Annotated in this window: 15 protein-coding genes; 7 read left to right on the top strand and 8 right to left on the bottom strand. The window is 63.1% G+C overall.

The window, feature by feature from the left end; translation table 11 throughout:
* Positions 1 to 34 precede the first annotated feature (34 nt).
* The 5 genes from REH59_RS23170 to REH59_RS23150 all read right to left on the bottom strand — a co-directional run bounded on the left by REH59_RS23170 (position 35) and on the right by REH59_RS23150 (position 5573).
* Positions 35 to 1090, bottom strand: coding sequence for an AbrB family transcriptional regulator (locus REH59_RS23170; protein ID WP_128573555.1), 1056 nt, complete (start codon positions 1088 to 1090; stop codon positions 35 to 37).
* On the bottom strand, positions 1083 to 2597 hold the full coding sequence (locus tag REH59_RS23165) for a tripartite tricarboxylate transporter permease (RefSeq protein WP_003252019.1): 1515 nt from the start codon (positions 2595 to 2597) through the stop codon (positions 1083 to 1085). The genes REH59_RS23170 and REH59_RS23165 overlap by 8 nt, the downstream gene beginning before the upstream one ends.
* 1 nt (position 2598) lies before the next feature.
* Positions 2599 to 3057 carry a tripartite tricarboxylate transporter TctB family protein gene (locus tag REH59_RS23160; protein ID WP_014859157.1) on the bottom strand — a complete coding sequence of 153 codons (459 nt, stop codon included), beginning with the start codon at positions 3055 to 3057 and terminating at the stop codon, positions 2599 to 2601.
* A 199-nt stretch (positions 3058 to 3256) separates the two neighbouring features.
* Positions 3257 to 4237: a Bug family tripartite tricarboxylate transporter substrate binding protein gene (locus REH59_RS23155; RefSeq protein WP_003252023.1), complete on the bottom strand. Its 981-nt coding sequence runs from the start codon at positions 4235 to 4237 to the stop codon at positions 3257 to 3259.
* 46 nt (positions 4238 to 4283) lie between these two features.
* Positions 4284 to 5573, bottom strand: coding sequence for an OprD family porin (locus REH59_RS23150; RefSeq protein WP_003252026.1), 1290 nt, complete (start codon positions 5571 to 5573; stop codon positions 4284 to 4286).
* A gap of 200 nt (positions 5574 to 5773) precedes the next feature.
* On the opposite strand from REH59_RS23150, the gene REH59_RS23145 reads away from it, so the two are divergent.
* A complete protein-coding gene (locus REH59_RS23145) occupies positions 5774 to 6445 on the top strand; it encodes a response regulator (protein ID WP_003252029.1) in 672 nt (223 codons plus the stop codon).
* On the top strand, positions 6438 to 7817 hold the full coding sequence (locus REH59_RS23140) for a sensor histidine kinase (protein WP_003252031.1): 1380 nt from the start codon (positions 6438 to 6440) through the stop codon (positions 7815 to 7817). The genes REH59_RS23145 and REH59_RS23140 overlap by 8 nt, the downstream gene beginning before the upstream one ends.
* A gap of 65 nt (positions 7818 to 7882) precedes the next feature.
* Here REH59_RS23140 and REH59_RS23135 read toward each other — a convergent pair whose 3' ends face one another.
* Positions 7883 to 8689, bottom strand: a complete 807-nt coding sequence (locus REH59_RS23135; protein WP_014859158.1) for an HDOD domain-containing protein — start codon at positions 8687 to 8689, stop codon at positions 7883 to 7885.
* 55 nt (positions 8690 to 8744) lie between these two features.
* A complete protein-coding gene (locus tag REH59_RS23130) occupies positions 8745 to 9686 on the bottom strand; it encodes a YgfZ/GcvT domain-containing protein (protein ID WP_014859159.1) in 942 nt (313 codons plus the stop codon).
* A 133-nt stretch (positions 9687 to 9819) separates the two neighbouring features.
* On the opposite strand from REH59_RS23130, the gene REH59_RS23125 reads away from it, so the two are divergent.
* Both REH59_RS23125 and REH59_RS23120 read left to right on the top strand, forming a co-directional pair.
* On the top strand, positions 9820 to 10074 hold the full coding sequence (locus tag REH59_RS23125; protein WP_003252043.1) for a succinate dehydrogenase assembly factor 2: 255 nt from the start codon (positions 9820 to 9822) through the stop codon (positions 10072 to 10074).
* On the top strand, positions 10058 to 10516 hold the full coding sequence (locus REH59_RS23120) for a protein YgfX (RefSeq protein WP_014859160.1): 459 nt from the start codon (positions 10058 to 10060) through the stop codon (positions 10514 to 10516). Before REH59_RS23125 ends, REH59_RS23120 begins: the two co-directional genes overlap by 17 nt.
* Before the next feature lie 118 nt (positions 10517 to 10634).
* On the opposite strand, the gene nadB is transcribed toward REH59_RS23120, so the two are convergent.
* Entirely contained in the window at positions 10635 to 12239 is a 1605-nt protein-coding gene (nadB, locus tag REH59_RS23115) for an L-aspartate oxidase (protein ID WP_004575167.1), read from the bottom strand.
* A 435-nt stretch (positions 12240 to 12674) separates the two neighbouring features.
* Between nadB and rpoE the strand changes: the two genes are divergently transcribed.
* From rpoE to REH59_RS23100, 3 genes are read left to right on the top strand one after another with little or no spacing between them, the layout of a single operon-like run.
* Positions 12675 to 13256, top strand: a complete 582-nt coding sequence (gene rpoE, locus REH59_RS23110; protein ID WP_003252049.1) for an RNA polymerase sigma factor RpoE — start codon at positions 12675 to 12677, stop codon at positions 13254 to 13256.
* Between the two features lie 33 nt (positions 13257 to 13289).
* Positions 13290 to 13880, top strand: a complete 591-nt coding sequence (locus tag REH59_RS23105) for a sigma-E factor negative regulatory protein (protein ID WP_003252050.1) — start codon at positions 13290 to 13292, stop codon at positions 13878 to 13880.
* A 12-nt stretch (positions 13881 to 13892) separates the two neighbouring features.
* On the top strand, positions 13893 to 14858 hold the full coding sequence (locus REH59_RS23100) for a MucB/RseB C-terminal domain-containing protein (RefSeq protein WP_019752454.1): 966 nt from the start codon (positions 13893 to 13895) through the stop codon (positions 14856 to 14858).
* Positions 14859 to 15061: the final 203 nt, after the last annotated feature.

The following is a 15061-nucleotide window of genomic DNA, read 5'->3' as shown; positions in this document are numbered from 1 at the left end:
GACTCTATTCATCCGGGCATTGGGCAAGTGGTAACTATCTATCTTCAGGGGGCTTGCCGCTTGAAAACCTGTTGTCCCACCACCGGAAAAGCGGTTCTGCAAGAAACAACACCAGGATCAGGCGCATCACCTGCAGCGCGGTTACCAGCGGCACTGACAATTGCAACGTTTCGGCCGTGAGGCTCATTTCGGCGATCCCGCCAGGCATCATCCCCAGTGTCAGCGAACGCAAGTCCAGTGCAGTCATCATGCTCAGCACCCACGCGGCACTGGCGGCAATCGCCATGCACAACGCCGTGGCCATCAAGGTGCGCCCCAGGAACGACGGTGCGCGGCGGAAGAACGCGCGGTTGAAGTGGCAGGCCAGGCCGCTGCCGATGAGCCACTGGCCGATCTGGCTGGCGCCGTTGGGCAGGGCGATCTGCAGGTTGCCGGCCAGGCTGACCATAGCCGCGACCAGCAATGGCCCGAACAGCCAGGGGTTGGGCTGGCGCAAGCGCTGCCAGAGCAAGGCAACGGCAACGCCCAAGGGCGCAATCAACGCCAGCCAGCCCCAGCTCACGCTACCGGTGTGGTTCAGTGGTACCCCGTCACCCAGCAGAAACTTGAACAGCGCCGGCACGCACAGCACCACTGCCAGCACACGCAAGCTCTGCGCTGCGGCCACCTGGCTGAGCACTGCGCCATTGCGCGCCCCAAGGTTGACCATCTCGCCCGAACCGCCTGGCATGCTGGCAAAGAACGCGGTGGCGCGGTCTTCGCCGGTTCGCCGCAGCAGCCATACGCTGATCACGCTGGACAGGGTGGTGAACAACGCACCGAAGAAGATCAGCGCAAAATGACTGGCCACCTGCTCGATCACTGCAGGGGTGAAGTGCAGGCCAATACCGATGCCGATGATCCACTGCCCACACTTGCGGCCGTTGGGGATTTCCGACAGCTGCCAACGCGTCAGGCAGCGCACCAGGATGATCGCCAGCAATGAACCGACCATCCATGGCAAAGGCCAGCCGACCTTGCTGGCGGCAAAACCGCCAGCAAGGCCGACCAGCCCGGTCGCGACGAACAATGGCAACGACCGATCAGGCATCGGCCAGGGCCCGGCGCTGCAGGCTGCGTTTGCGCCAGATGCGCAGCAGCGGCAGGGCGAGCATCAGCACTACCAGCGCCCAGACGCCCATGCTGATCGGGCTGGACCAGAGGATGCCCAGTTCACCGTTGGAGATCGACAGCGCCCGACGCAGGTTTTGCTCCATCAGCCCGCCGAGGATGAAGCCCAGCAGAATCGGCGACAGAGGGAAGTCCAGCTTGCGCAGGATGTAGCCCATGATGCCGATACCGACCATGAGGAACAGGTCGAAGGTGGTGGCATGCACGGCGTACACACCGATCGCGGTGATGATGGCGATCACCGGCACCAGCGCCCAGTTTGGCACGGCGAGGATGCGGGTGAAGATGCGGATCATCGGGATGTTGAGGATCACCAGCATGATGTTGGCGACGAACAGCGAGGCGATCAGGCCCCAGACAATATCTGGCTGCTGTTCGAACAGCAGTGGGCCAGGGGTGATGTTGTACAGGGTCAGGGCGCCGATCATCACAGCTGTGGTGCCAGAGCCCGGTACGCCCAGGGTCAGCATCGGGACCAGGGCGCCACAGCAGGACGCACCAATGGCCGTTTCCGGCGCTGCCAGGCCACGGGCATCGCCTTTGCCGAACTTGCCGCTTTCCCCGGCCATGCGTTTCTCGGTCATGTAGGCCACGGCGCTGGCCAGCGTTGCGCCGGCGCCGGGTAGAACACCCATGATGAAACCGAGCAGGCCGCAACGGATGTTGACCAGGAACACCGAGGCCGCTTCCTTGAAGTTGAACAGCATACGGCCGGTAGCCTTGACCGCCTGGTGGCCATGGTGGGTCTTTTCCAGCAGCAGGAGGATTTCGCTGATGGAGAACAGGCCCAGCACGAGCACCACGAACTGAATACCGTCGGCCAGGTGCACGCTGTCACCGGTGAAGCGGTAAACGCCGCTGTTGGCGTCGATGCCGACCGCCGACAGGAACAGGCCGATGAGAGCGGCAATGAAGGTTTTCAGTGGTTTGTCACCGGCCATGCCACCCAGCGCGACGATGGCGAACACCATCAGCACAAAGTACTCCGCCGGGCCGAAGGCGATGGCCCATTTCGCCAGCAGCGGGGCGAACAGCACCATGCCGCAGGTGGCAATGAAGGCGCCGATGAACGAGCTCCAGGCCGACAGCGACAGCGCGACGCCTGCCAGTCCTTGGCGAGCCATCGGGTAGCCGTCCAGGGTTGTCATCACGGTCGAGGCTTCGCCCGGGATGTTCAGCAGGATCGAGCTGATACGCCCGCCATATTCGCAGCCCAGGTACACCGCCGCCAGCAGGATCAGCGCCGATTCCGGCGGCAGGCCGAGGGCAAAGGCGATGGGGATCAGCAGGGCCACGCCATTGATCGGGCCCAGGCCCGGCAGCAGGCCGACCACGGTGCCGATCAAGGTGCCGGAGAGGGCGGTGACCAGGTTGTAAGGGGACAGGGCAATGCCGAAGCCCTGGCCCAGGTAGCTCAAGGTATCCATGTCAGTTCTCCAGTACGCTCAGCAGGCCAAGGGGCAGTGGCACGTCCATCACACGGTCGAACAGCCAGTAGAGGAAAATGCTCATGCCGGCCACCACAATGGCGCTTTGCAGCCAGCGGCCACCGTACAGCCGAGCCATGGGCAGGCCGACCAGGATGGCGCTGAGGATGAAGCCGAGCGCTTCAAAAGTGGCGGCGAAGACGATCAGCAGGCCGACACAGGCGGTGATCTTGATCAGGGTCTCGCGGTCCAGTTCCGGTTCGTCATCCTTGCGCACGATGGGCGTTGGGCGGAACAACAGGTACAGCAGGCCCAGCCCCATCAGGCCTAGCACTAACAACGGGTAAGCGCGCGGGCCCACCGGTTCATAGGAAAATGCAGCCTGATAGGGCCAGGCCATCACGGCCAGGGCGGCACACACCACTAGCAGAGCCAGGGCGAAAATGCGTTGAAGGATCATTGGGGAATCCTCGTTGGGATTGCTCAAGTGAGATGCACATCCTGTGGGAGCGGCCTTGTGTCGCGATCGGGCGCGAAGCGGCCGCTAAACCTGCCGATGCGATCTGTCCGAAGCATCGTATCGGCTGTGCCAGGGGCCGCTTCGCGCCCGATCGCGACACAAGGCCGCTCCCACAGGGGTGGTGGTGAGTTCGACAGGCTTACTGGATCAGGCCGAATTCCTTGGCCAGTGCCTTGTAGTCAGCCACTTGCTTCTTCACATAGCCGTCCAGCTCTTCGCCGGTCATGGCGAACGGGAACAGCTCGCGCTGGTCTCGCAGCTTGGCGAAGTCCTCGGAGGCCAGCATCTTGTCGAACGAGGCCTTCCACCAGGCGTAGTCCTCGTCGCTCACTTTTGGCCCCAGGTAGAAACCGCGCACCACCGGCCAGACGATGTCGTAGCCCTGCTCCTTGGCAGTAGGGATGTCTTTCATTTCCGGCTCGTCCAGGCGGTTTTCAGAGAACACCGCGAGGATGCGCATGTTGCCGCTCTGGATGTGCGGCATGGAGTCGGAAATGTCGGTAGAACCGACCTGGATATGGCCGCCCAGCAATGCCGTGGCGATTTCGCCGCCGCCCTCCAGGGCCACGTAGCGCAGGTCGCGCGGGTTTATGCCTGCGGCCTTGGCGATCAACGCGGTCTGCATCCAGTCCTGGCTGCCGACGGTACCGCCGGAACCGATCACGACCTTGCTCGGGTCTTTCTTCAGCGCTGCGACCAGGTCATCAAGTGTCTTGTAGGGCGAGTCGCTCTTCACCGCGATGGCACCGTAGCTGGTGCCGACGGCAGCCAGCCATTTCACTGCGTTTTCGTCAAAACGGCCGAACTTGCCCTGGGCCAGGTTAAGCAGCGAGCCGCTGGACCAGGCCACCAGCGTGCCGGCGTCTGCCGGGCGCTGGGCGACCACGGCGTTGTACGCGACCGCGCCGACACCGCCGGGCATGTAGGTGACGCGCATCGGCTTGCTGAGGATTTTTTCTTGTACCAGTGCGCTTTGCACCAGCTTGCAGGTCAGGTCGAAGCCACCGCCAGGGGAGGCGGGTGCGATGCATTCGGGGCGTTTCGGTTCTGCAGCGAGGGCGTTGCCGGCCAACAGCAGGCAGCCGGTAGCGAGGACGAGGCGGCGCAGTGAAAAGGTCATCGTCGATCTCCGTGAGCGTTGTTGTTATTGGATTACCGCTATGGGGTTACCACAGCGCCACGCTGTAGCTGACCAACAGCCTCACTTCATCCGCGTCACGGGCGAAGTTGGAGCGGAAGGTGGCGTTGCGCAGGCGCACGGCGACGTTCTTCAACGGGCCGCTTTGTACCACGTACTTCAGTTCGGTGTTGCGTTCCCACTCTTTGCCTTCGCCGCCGGCAGCACGGCTGACGTTGTCACCGCTGATGTAACGGGTCATGAAGGTCAGGCCCGGTACGCCGAGCGCGGCGAAGTTGTAGTCGTAGCGCGCCTGCCAGGAGCGTTCGTCGGCACCGGCGAAGTCGTTGATCTGGACGAAGTTGACCAGGTACGGGTCGGCGCCATCCACATACGGGAAGGCACTTTCGCCAGACAGCTGCTGCCAGGCGGCGCTGACCTTGTGCCCGCCCAGGGCATAGCTGAGCATGCCGTTGACGGTGGTGTTGTCGATGTTGCCGGCCTTGGCTGCACCGGCGTCGTCGCTGATGGCAAGGCGCAGGTCGGCACCCAAGGTGCCCGGGCCCCATGGCTGGGTGGCGACCATGCCGATGAAGTGCTGGCGGTAAATATCGTCGAGCTGGGCGAAGTGGTAGCTGCCGGTGATGCGGTCGGTGAACTGGTAGTCGAGCCCGCCCAGGGCCAGGTTGTCAGCGCTGAAGCTGCCACCGAAGCGGCCGTTCTTGTTGTTCAGCGCCAGGTCTTCCCAGTTGGTGTCGTTGCGGTCCTTGGCCTTGTCCAGGCGGCCACCGGTGAAGGTCAGGCCCTTGATCTCTTTGGAGGTAAGCAGGCCGCCCTCGAAGGTTTGCGGCAGGATACGCCCGTCGTTGGGCTGCAGGGTCGGCAGTTCGGGGATCAGGGTGCCGATCTTGAGTTCAGTCTGGGAGATCTTCACCTTGCCGGTCAGGCCCAGCTTGGAGTATTCGTCGGCAGCCTTGCCGTCATCGTGGGTCGGCAGCAGGCCGCTGTCGGTACGGTCGGGGCTGGAGTCGAGCTTGATGCCGAGCATGCCCAATGCGTCCAGGCCAAAGCCCACGGTGCCATCGGTGTAGCCAGACTCGAAATTGAGGATGAAGCCCTGGGCCCATTCATCGCGCTTGGATTGCTGCGCGCTGGTGCCGTCGCGGAAGTCGCGGTTGAAGTACATGTTGCGGGTTTCGAAGGTGGCCGTGCTGTCTTCGAAGAAGGCGGCCTGGCTCATCGGGGCGACACCGGCAAGCGCGAGGGCGCTGGCGATGGCTGAGGGGCGTGCGGCAAAGGAACGGGTAGGCGCGAACGCCTGCGGCTGCAATGACAGCATCGTCGATGACTCCGTTTATTGTTCTTATTCGTTGCACCTTGCTGGTGCTTTTTTCGGCGCGAAGGGCGACCGTGGTGCGATGCTAGGCAACGAACCTTTCGCTAACCTTTCAGCGTGAAAGGTTTGTCACGAGGGGCTTCACAGGCGTGGTGACAGCGGTACACTCCGCGCCACCGCCCCACCCGAGCCGGGAGAATCCGATGCGTGTGCTACTGGTCGAAGACCACCTGCAACTGGCCGAAAGCGTGGCCCTGGCCTTGAAAAGCCATGGCCTGACCGTAGATGTGCTGCATGACGGCGTGGCTGCCGACTTGGCGCTGGCCAGTGAGGAATACGCCGTGGCCGTGCTGGATGTCGGCCTGCCGCGCATGGACGGCTTTGAGGTACTGGCGCGCTTGCGAGGCCGTGGCAAAACCTTGCCAGTGCTTATGCTGACTGCGCGCAGCGACGTCAAGGACCGGGTCCATGGCCTGAACCTGGGCGCCGACGATTATCTGGCCAAGCCGTTTGAGCTGACCGAGCTGGAAGCGCGGGTCAAGGCCTTGCTGCGCCGCAGTGTGCTCGGTGGCGAGCGACAGCAACGCTGTGGGCCGTTGGTGTATGACCTGGACACCCGGCGCTTCACCCTCGGTGATGACAACCTGACGCTGACCTCACGCGAGCAGAGTGTGCTGCAAGCGCTGATCGCTCGCCCGGGCCGGGTGATGAGCAAGGAGCAGCTGGCTGCCCAGGTGTTTGGCCTGGACGAAGAAGCCAGCCCTGACGCCATCGAAATCTACATTCACCGCCTGCGCAAGAAGCTCGACGGGCACCCCGTAGCCATCGTCACGTTCCGTGGTCTGGGTTATTTGCTTGAGCACCGCGATGCGTGACAACGGCAGCCTGCGCGGGCGCTTGCTGGGTAATTTGGCGCTGTTGCTGGTGGTGCTGATGCTGGCCAGCGGCCTTAGCGCCTACTGGAATGGCCGCGAGGCCGCCGACACCGCCTACGACCGCACCCTGCTGGCTTCGGCGAGAACCATCGCCGCGGGCCTGTCGCAGCGCGATGGTTCGTTGAGCGCGGATGTGCCTTACGTGGCGCTGGACACGTTCGCCTATGACAGTGCGGGGCGCATTTACTATCAGGTGCTGGATATCCAGCAAAGGCTGATTTCTGGCTACGAGAACCTGCCGCCACCGCCGCCTGGCACGCCGCGCACCGACGACTATCCGGCATTGGCACGGTTCTACAACGCCACTTACCTGGGCCAGGACGTTCGTGTGGTCAGCCTGCTGAAGCCGGTCAGCGAGCCGAACATGAACGGCATGGCAGAAATCCGCGTAGCCGAAACCGAGGAAGCGCGGGTGCGTATGGCCCGAGGGTTGATGGCCGATACCCTGCTGCGCCTGGGCATGCTGGCACTGGGGGCGTTGGTGATGGTGTGGTTTGCCGTGAGTGCCGCGTTGCGGCCGTTGGAGCGCCTGCGCACAGCGGTGGAGGAACGTCAGCCGGACGACTTGCGAGCGTTGCCGGTGGTACAGGTACAGCGCGAGCTGGGCCCGCTGGTGCGCGCCTTGAACCACTTTACCGAGCGCTTGCGCGGCCAGTTCGAGCGCCAGGCGCAGTTCATTGCCGACGCGGCCCACGAACTGCGAACGCCGCTGGCGGCGTTGAAGGCACGTGTCGAGCTGGGCTTGCGCTCGGCCGAGCCACAGGAGTGGCGGCAGACCTTGGAGTCTGCAGCCCAGGGCACCGACAGGCTGACCCACCTGGCCAACCAGCTACTGTCGTTGGCGCGGGTCGAGAATGGCGCACGGGCCATTGCCGAGGGCGGTGCGCAGCGTCTGGATTTGAGCCAGCTGGCCCGTGAACTGGGCATGGCCATGGCGCCATTGGCGCACAAGCGCGGGGTGTCGCTGGCGCTGGAGGCCGAGGCGCCGGTATGGCTGAAGGGGGAGCCGACGTTGCTCAATGAGTTGTTGAGCAACCTGGTGGACAATGCCTTGGCGCATACACCAGCGGGTGGCAATGTGATTTTGCGGGTAATGGCGCCGGCGGTGCTGGAAGTGGAAGACGATGGGCCAGGTATTCCCGAGGCCGAGCGCGAACGGGTGTTCGAGCGGTTCTACCGGCGAAGTGCGCAGGGCAGTGGATTAGGGCTGGCGATCGTTGGCGAGATCTGTCGGGCGCACCTGGCGCAGGTGAGCCTGCATGATGGCGAGAAGGGCGGGTTGCGGGTGCGGGTGAGTTTTATTGCGGATTGATGGTTTGCCTGTGTCGGCCCTTTCGCGGGCTCACCTGCGAAAGGGCCCTGGCAGGCTGTTACAGCTCAGCGCAACATGCTCCGGGCCTCTAGCAGTTCATCGACCTCCAGCTCGGTGCCAAACGGCAGCCCCAGATGGCGGTAAGCCGGCAGCGCAGCCAATGGCCGGTGGCGCCCGCGCTGACTGATGCAGCGGGCGATCTGCACAATGTCGATGTAATCAATCTTGTCAGTCTGGCGGTCCAGGTCATGAACCTGGCTCGGCAGGTTGACCAACTGCTCCGGAAACTCCCAGGCCTTGAGGATCTTGTCCCCCAGCACCGGCTGGAGTTGCTCGATCACGTAATGCAGGCAAACCGGGTCGGACAGCAGTTCGTTGTGCTCTTCGGCATAGATGAGTACCGGCAGCGCGCCAATCTGGTTGACCAGCCCACCCAAGGTGGCCTGGTCAGGCTTCAGAGGTGTAAAGCGACGGCAGATTTCGTAGCTGATGCCTGCCACTTCCAGGCTACTGGCCCAGATATCGCGCAGTTTCTGCTCGACTGCCGGCGAGCGGGCATGGAAAATCTGCTCGATCACCAGGCCGATGGCCAGGTTGCAGCTGTAGTTGATGCCTAGCCGCGTGATGGCGGTATGCAGGTCGGTCACCTCGATCGCAGCACGCAGCAGTGGGCTGTTGACGACCTTGATCAGGCGCGCTGACAGGGCCGCGTCGCGGCCGATCACCTTGCTCAGGGCCGCTACGCTGATCTCGCTGTCTTCCGCTGCTTCGCGGATGCTCAAGGCAACCTCGGGCAGGGTTGGCAAGACCAGGTCATCCTTTTCGATGGCGTCGAGCAATTGTGCTTGAACCAACTCGGCCAGCTTGTTCATGGGCATGTCTACCGCAGTGGTGGTGCGGCCCCGCCACAGGGGTGGGGCAGGCTGGTCAGCGCTGGATTTCCCGGTCGCGGTCCAGTTCGTAAGGCAGGGTCAGCACCTGCAGGCGCGGGCCTTCGAGGCTGCCCAGGTGCAGGTTGCCGTCTTCCACCGCCTCGGCGCTGAGCACCGCGAGCAGTTCGCAGCCCGTGCCGTTGCCGGCAGCAATGACCACTTCACCGACCGACGACCCATGAGTGGGCGAGAAAATCTCGGCGCCCGGGGCCGGAATGGCCTGCTGGTCCAGGGCCAGGCGGTACTGGCGGCGCTTGAGTTTGCCCAGGTACTGCATGCGGGCGACGATTTCCTGGCCGGTGTAGCAGCCTTTCTTGAAACTGACGCCGTCGACGGCCTGCAGGTTGATCATCTGCGGGATGAACAGTTCACGGGTCGGGCCCATGACCTGGCCGATACCTGCGCGAATCTGGCCCAGCAGCCAGTCGTTGAGCGTGCCTTCGGGCAGCGCTGCGGCGAGGGCCTGGCGTACAGGCTCGGCGTCAGCCGCCGGCACCCACAGCTCAACCCGGCCGGCGGACACGGCGATCGCGATCAGCCCGTCATGGCGCACGGTGCTACCGGCGGCTGCGGGCACGACAAGCCCCAGCGCCTGCAGCGCGGTGTCGCCATCTTGCAGGCCGAAGCGTGCCCATGCGGTGCTTTCGTCGGTCAGCGTGGCCTTGGAGAATACGGCGTACTTTTTCAGGTCGGCCAGTTGCGCGTCGAGCAGTTCGCTGGCCATGGCCAGCAAGTAGCCGTTGCCCTCGGGCACTATGCGGAAGCTCGACTGCATGCGCCCCTTGACCATGCAGCGGGCGCCGAGGCTGGCGTGTTCCTGGCTGAGGTAGTTGATGTTGCAGGTCAGCTGGCCTTGCAGGAACTTGCCTGCATCGGAGCCGCGGACGGCGAGGATGCCCTCGTGGGACAGGGGGCAGAAGAAAGCGGAATCGGCCATGGGTCATCGCGGTGGCTAAAGACTGGCGGCCATCATAGAACGCCGGTAACAAAATAGGTAGGTGACTAGACCAACGCCCGGTGTCGCTTCGCGCGCCGGGCTGTATACTGGCGGCCCATTCGAGGAGGGCCCCATGGTCGAACAAACTGAACTCAACCGGCTTTTCTGGCACAGCCGCCGCGGCATGCTGGAACTGGACGTACTGCTGGTGCCTTTCACCCAGGAAGTCTACCCCACCCTCAATGAGACCGACCGTGAACTGTACGTGCGTCTCTTGAGCTGCGAGGATCAGGACATGTTCGGCTGGTTCATGGAGCGCACCGAGTCCGAAGACCCGGAACTGCAGCGTATGGTCCGCATCATTCTGGACCGTGTCCAGCCCAAGTGAGTGTTTCGAGTGCCGTTGGCAAGGCTCGCGCCTGCTGCTGACGGCCTACCTGGCTTGTCAGGTACTGGCGTGGCTTGCCGTGTGGGCGAGCCCGCTGCCCGGGTGGCTGGCCTTTTCTGTTGTCGCCGCCTGTACGGCCCACGCTGGCTGGGCCATTCCCCGACGTATTCTGTTGACCCATGAGCATGCGGTTGTCGGCCTGCGCCGTGATGTGCGGGGCTGGCAGGTGTTCAGCCGTGCTTGTGGGTGGCAGTCAGTGCGCTTGTGTCGGGATAGTGTGGCTTTGCCTGGGCTGGTGGTGTTGCGCTTTGAGCGGGCGGGGCGGTGGTTGGGGCAGAGCCAGTGCGTACCGGGGGATGCGCTGGGGCCGGATGAGCATCGGCGATTGCGCGTGCGATTGAAGTTCAGCCGGCGGCGCTGGGCCGCGGTGAGCCGGGCATAGATCAGCACCGGGTCAGTTTCTTCGCAGGCTCGCCCGCTCTCACAGGTACTGCGCAAAACTGCAAGGCAGTTAAACCCCTGTGGGAGCGGTCGAGCCCGCGAAGGCCGCGACGCCGCTATCAGAGCGGGCTAAGGATGGTGTCCTTGGCCTCGTCCAGCATCCCTGGATAATCCAGTGTGTAATGCAACCCACGGCTTTCCTTGCGCTGCATGGCGGACAGGATCATCAGCTCGGCCACTTGCGCCAGGTTGCGCAGCTCGATCAGGTCTCGGCTGACCTTGTAGTTGCTGTAGAACTCGTCGATTTCATCCAGCAGCAGGCGAATGCGGTGCTGGGCCCGCTGCAGGCGCTTGCTGGTGCGCACGATGCCGACGTAGTCCCACATGAAGCGCCGCAGTTCGTCCCAGTTGTGCGCAATGATCACGTCCTCGTCCGAGTCGGTCACCTGGCTGGCGTCCCAGCCGGGCAGGGCCTTGGGCATGGCCACTTGCCCCAGGTGCGCCTGGATGTCGGCAGCGGCGGCGCGACCGTATACGAAACATTCCAGCAGCGAGTTGCTGGCCATGCGGTTGGCGCCGTGCAGGCCGGTGAAACTGGTTTCGCCGATGGCATACAAGCCAGGCACATCGGTGTGGCCGCAGTCGTCGACCATCACCCCGCCGCAGGTGTAATGCGCCGCAGGCACCACCGGGATCGGCTGACGGGTGATATCGATGCCAAAGGCCAGGCAGCGCTCGTACACGGTGGGGAAGTGGCTCTTGATGAAATCTGCTGGCTTGTGAGTGATGTCCAGGTATACGCAGTCCACGCCCAGGCGCTTCATCTCGTGGTCGATGGCGCGGGCCACGATGTCCCGTGGGGCCAGCTCTTCGCGTGGGTCGAAGCGTGGCATGAAACGTTCGCCGTTGGGCAGGCGCAGCAGGGCGCCCTCGCCGCGCAGGGCTTCGGTGATCAGGAAGCTCTTGGCCTGCGGGTGATACAGGCAGGTCGGGTGGAACTGGTTGAATTCCAGGTTCGCCACTCGGCAGCCGGCCCGCCAAGCCATGGCGATACCGTCGCCGCAGGCACCATCGGGGTTGCTGGTATAGAGGTAGACCTTGGCCGCACCGCCCGTGGCCAGCACGGTGAAGCGCGCGCCGAAAGTGTCCACCTCGCCGGTGTTGCGGTCGAGCACGTAGGCGCCCAGGCAGCGTTCGCCGGGCAGGCCCAGGCGGCGTTCAGTGATCAGGTCGACCGCCACTCGCTGCTCCAGCAGCTGGATGTTCGGGCGCTGGCGAGCCTGTTCCAGCAGCGTGGTGAAAATTGCCGCGCCGGTAGCGTCGGCGGCATGGATGATGCGCCGGTGGCTGTGGCCCCCCTCACGGGTGAGGTGGAACTCGAATCCGCCATCGTCGACGCTGTAGTGCTCATCGCGGGTGAAGGGCACGCCTTGTTCGATCAGCCACTGGATCGCTTCGCGGCTGTGCTCGACGGTAAAGCGCACGGCGTCTTCATGGCACAGCCCGCCGCCGGCATTGAGGGTGTCCTCGACATGCGACTGCACAGTATCGGTATTGTCCAGCACTGCAGCGACGCCGCCCTGGGCCCAGAAGGTCGAGCCGTTGGACAGGTCGCCCTTGCTCAATACGGCAACGCGAAGGTGGCTGGGGAGGTTAAGTGCCAGGCTGAGACCGGCGGCACCGCTGCCGATCACCAGGACATCATGTTGGAATTGTTGGCTCATGTCGGGACACTAGTAATCTTTGGGAGGGGCACGGCACAATGGTCACGCGCGGATGGCATTGTGAAACTATCGTTAAACGTGTCGGGATGCCTTTATAGCAGCCCCGGGTGGCCAATTTCCATGCTACCTGCCAGGTTGCGACGACCTTTGTGGGAACTTTCCGACATGGCCGGAAATCCTATGAAGGCTGCCCGTACGCCACAATTTGCCGCGGCGACGCAGGGCGGCAGGCCTTTCCGGGCTTTACCCCTGCGTATTTGAAACCTGATTATCGACGTAGCCGGCCGTGACCGCGCCGCGTCTTCCGTGCAAGCCGACCAAGGGCTGCAGGAAACTTGCTTGGAGGGGAGAACTTTTGCGCAAAGCCCGAGTCTATGTTTGCAAGCCTGAGCGATGGCTGATGCAACGCTCCTTCGAGTTCACTGAGGAGTGTTCATGCTAACCCAGGAAGAGGATCAGCAGCTTGTCGAGCGCGTTCAGCGCGGCGACAGGCGAGCTTTCGATCTGTTGGTGCTGAAGTATCAGCACAAGATTCTCGGGTTGATCGTGCGGTTTGTCCACGATACCCACGAGGCCCAGGATGTAGCACAGGAAGCCTTCATCAAGGCCTACCGTGCGCTTGGCAACTTCCGCGGCGACAGTGCGTTTTATACGTGGCTGTACCGCATCGCCATCAACACGGCGAAGAATTACCTGGTGTCCCGTGGAAGACGGCCGCCAGACAGTGATGTGAGCTCCGAGGATGCGGAGTTTTACGACGGCGATCATGGTCTCAAGGATCTCGAGTCCCCAGAGCGCTCGTTGTTGCGGGATGAAATCGAAGGCACTGTCCATCGCACCATCCAGCAACTGCCCGAAGACCTGCGTACGGCATTGACGCTACGCGAGTTCGACGGGCTGAGTTACGAAGACATTGCCAGTGTCATGCAATGTCCGGTGGGTACCGTGCGCTCTCGAATCTTCCGCGCTCGGGAGGCCATAGATAAAGCCCTGCAGCCGTTGTTGCAGGAAACCTGAGACAGCGGCGACAGCGCCAAGAGAGGAACCGCCATGAGTCGTGAAGCTTTGCAGGAATCGCTGTCCGCGGTGATGGATAACGAAGCGGATGAATTGGAACTGCGTCGGGTGTTGAACGCCGTCGACGACGCCGAAACCCGTGCCACCTGGTCGCGTTACCAGGTTGCCCGAGCAGCCATGCACAAGGAGCTGCTGCTGCCTAACCTGGATATCGCCTCGGCGGTGTCCGCTGCGCTGGCCGACGAAGCCGTGCCAGCCAAGGTCAAGAAAGGCCCTTGGCGCAGCATTGGCCGCCTGGCGGTTGCCGCCTCGGTTACCGTGGCAGTGCTGGCGGGTGTGCGTATGTACAACCAGGACGAGATCACGGGTGCAGAGCTTGCTGCCCAGCAGCCTGTCCAGCAGGGCCTGAGTGTGCCACAAGCGCAAGGCCCGGCCGTTTTGGCAGGCTATAGTGAGAGCAGTGAGCAACCGACCGGGCCGATGGCCAATGGCGTGCTGCAGAACCAGGCCGGCTGGGATCAGCGTCTGCCAGGCTACCTGCGCCAGCATGCCCAGGAATCTGCGCTCAAGGGCACTGAAACCGCATTGCCGTATGCCCGCGCCGCCAGCCTGGAAAACCGTTAAGTAAGGAGGATCATGCGCGCGCTACCTCTCCTGTCGCTGCTGATTGGCAGCTGCATGACGGTGCCAGCATTGGCGGCCAATTCTTCGCCTGAGGCGAGTGAATGGCTGAACAAGCTGGCACAGGCCGAGCAAAAACAGAGCTATCAAGGGTCGTTCGTCTACGAACGCAACGGCAGTTTCTCCTCCCACGACATCTGGCACAGGGTCGACGACGGCAAGGTCAGCGAGCGGCTGTTGCAGCTTGATGGCGCCGCCCAGGAGATCGTGCGCGTGGATGGCAAGGTGCAGTGCGTCAGCGGGGCCTTGGCCAGCGGTGTCACGGCGCCGCCGGATACCGCGCCGCGTGTGCTTGATCCGCTGAAACTGATGGGCTGGTACGATTTGAGTGTTGCAGGCAAGTCACGGGTCGCCGGGCGCGATGCCGTGATCATTGCGCTCTCGCCACGCGACCAGCATCGCTATGCATTCGAATTGCATCTGGACCGTCACTCGGGTTTGCCGCTGCGTTCGTTGATGCTCAACGACAAGGGGCAGTTGCTGGAACGCTTCCAGATGACCCGTCTCGATACCGATGATGTCCCCAGCGACGCTGACCTGCGCCCAGGTGCTGGCTGCAAGCCGGTGCAACATGTGGCCGCCGGCAGCAATGATACCGTCGCGGGTTGGCGTTCGGACTGGCTGCCACCCGGTTTCGAGCTGGTCAACAGCTCGGTACGCCGTGATCCCAAGCGCAACAGTTCGGTCAGCAGCTTGATGTATGACGACGGCCTGGCGCGTTTTTCGGTGTTCATCGAGCAAGTGAGCGATGATGGCGGCACCGACATGCGCACCCAGTTAGGCCCGACCTCAGCAGTCTCGCGTCGCCTGAATACACCCAAGGGCAAGGTGATGGTGACCGTGGTTGGCGAAATTCCGCTGGGTACGGCAGAGCGCGTTGCCCTGTCGATGCGCCCCCAGGATGCCCAGGCGCGCCAGTAATGGCGCGCTTTTGCGTGCCGAGCCAAGGTGGGCGGGTATACGGCTGAAATGAAATTAAAGCATTGTCATTTGCAATCCATCGGCAAATTTTCTATAGGTCAGGCTTTGAAGAGCCTGGCCTTTCTGCGTTGTGCAGGGGTCTTTCCAAACTACCGCTCGTTGTGACGGGAGTCGTATGTCAATACCACGCTTGAAATCCTACC

Source organism: Pseudomonas sp. BO3-4, assembly GCF_034044115.1.
Classification (GTDB): domain Bacteria; phylum Pseudomonadota; class Gammaproteobacteria; order Pseudomonadales; family Pseudomonadaceae; genus Aquipseudomonas; species Aquipseudomonas alloputida.
Note: the sequence above shows the minus strand (reverse complement) of the source record. Positions and strands in the feature narration are given on the sequence as shown.

Bases quoted from the DNA above. Each gene is read 5' to 3' on its own strand.
- REH59_RS23170 (WP_128573555.1), bottom strand. From the start codon at position 1,090: ATGCCTGATCGGTCGTTGCCATTGTTCGTCGCGACCGGGCTGGTCGGC.
- REH59_RS23165 (WP_003252019.1), bottom strand. From the start codon at position 2,597: ATGGATACCTTGAGCTACCTGGGCCAGGGCTTCGGCATTGCCCTGTCC.
- REH59_RS23160 (WP_014859157.1), bottom strand. From the start codon at position 3,057: ATGATCCTTCAACGCATTTTCGCCCTGGCTCTGCTAGTGGTGTGTGCC.
- REH59_RS23155 (WP_003252023.1), bottom strand. From the start codon at position 4,237: ATGACCTTTTCACTGCGCCGCCTCGTCCTCGCTACCGGCTGCCTGCTG.
- REH59_RS23150 (WP_003252026.1), bottom strand. From the start codon at position 5,573: ATGCTGTCATTGCAGCCGCAGGCGTTCGCGCCTACCCGTTCCTTTGCC.
- REH59_RS23145 (WP_003252029.1), top strand. From the start codon at position 5,774: ATGCGTGTGCTACTGGTCGAAGACCACCTGCAACTGGCCGAAAGCGTG.
- REH59_RS23140 (WP_003252031.1), top strand. From the start codon at position 6,438: ATGCGTGACAACGGCAGCCTGCGCGGGCGCTTGCTGGGTAATTTGGCG.
- REH59_RS23135 (WP_014859158.1), bottom strand. From the start codon at position 8,689: ATGAACAAGCTGGCCGAGTTGGTTCAAGCACAATTGCTCGACGCCATC.
- REH59_RS23130 (WP_014859159.1), bottom strand. From the start codon at position 9,686: ATGGCCGATTCCGCTTTCTTCTGCCCCCTGTCCCACGAGGGCATCCTC.
- REH59_RS23125 (WP_003252043.1), top strand. From the start codon at position 9,820: ATGGTCGAACAAACTGAACTCAACCGGCTTTTCTGGCACAGCCGCCGC.
- nadB (WP_004575167.1), bottom strand. From the start codon at position 12,239: ATGAGCCAACAATTCCAACATGATGTCCTGGTGATCGGCAGCGGTGCC.
- rpoE (WP_003252049.1), top strand. From the start codon at position 12,675: ATGCTAACCCAGGAAGAGGATCAGCAGCTTGTCGAGCGCGTTCAGCGC.
- REH59_RS23105 (WP_003252050.1), top strand. From the start codon at position 13,290: ATGAGTCGTGAAGCTTTGCAGGAATCGCTGTCCGCGGTGATGGATAAC.
- REH59_RS23100 (WP_019752454.1), top strand. From the start codon at position 13,893: ATGCGCGCGCTACCTCTCCTGTCGCTGCTGATTGGCAGCTGCATGACG.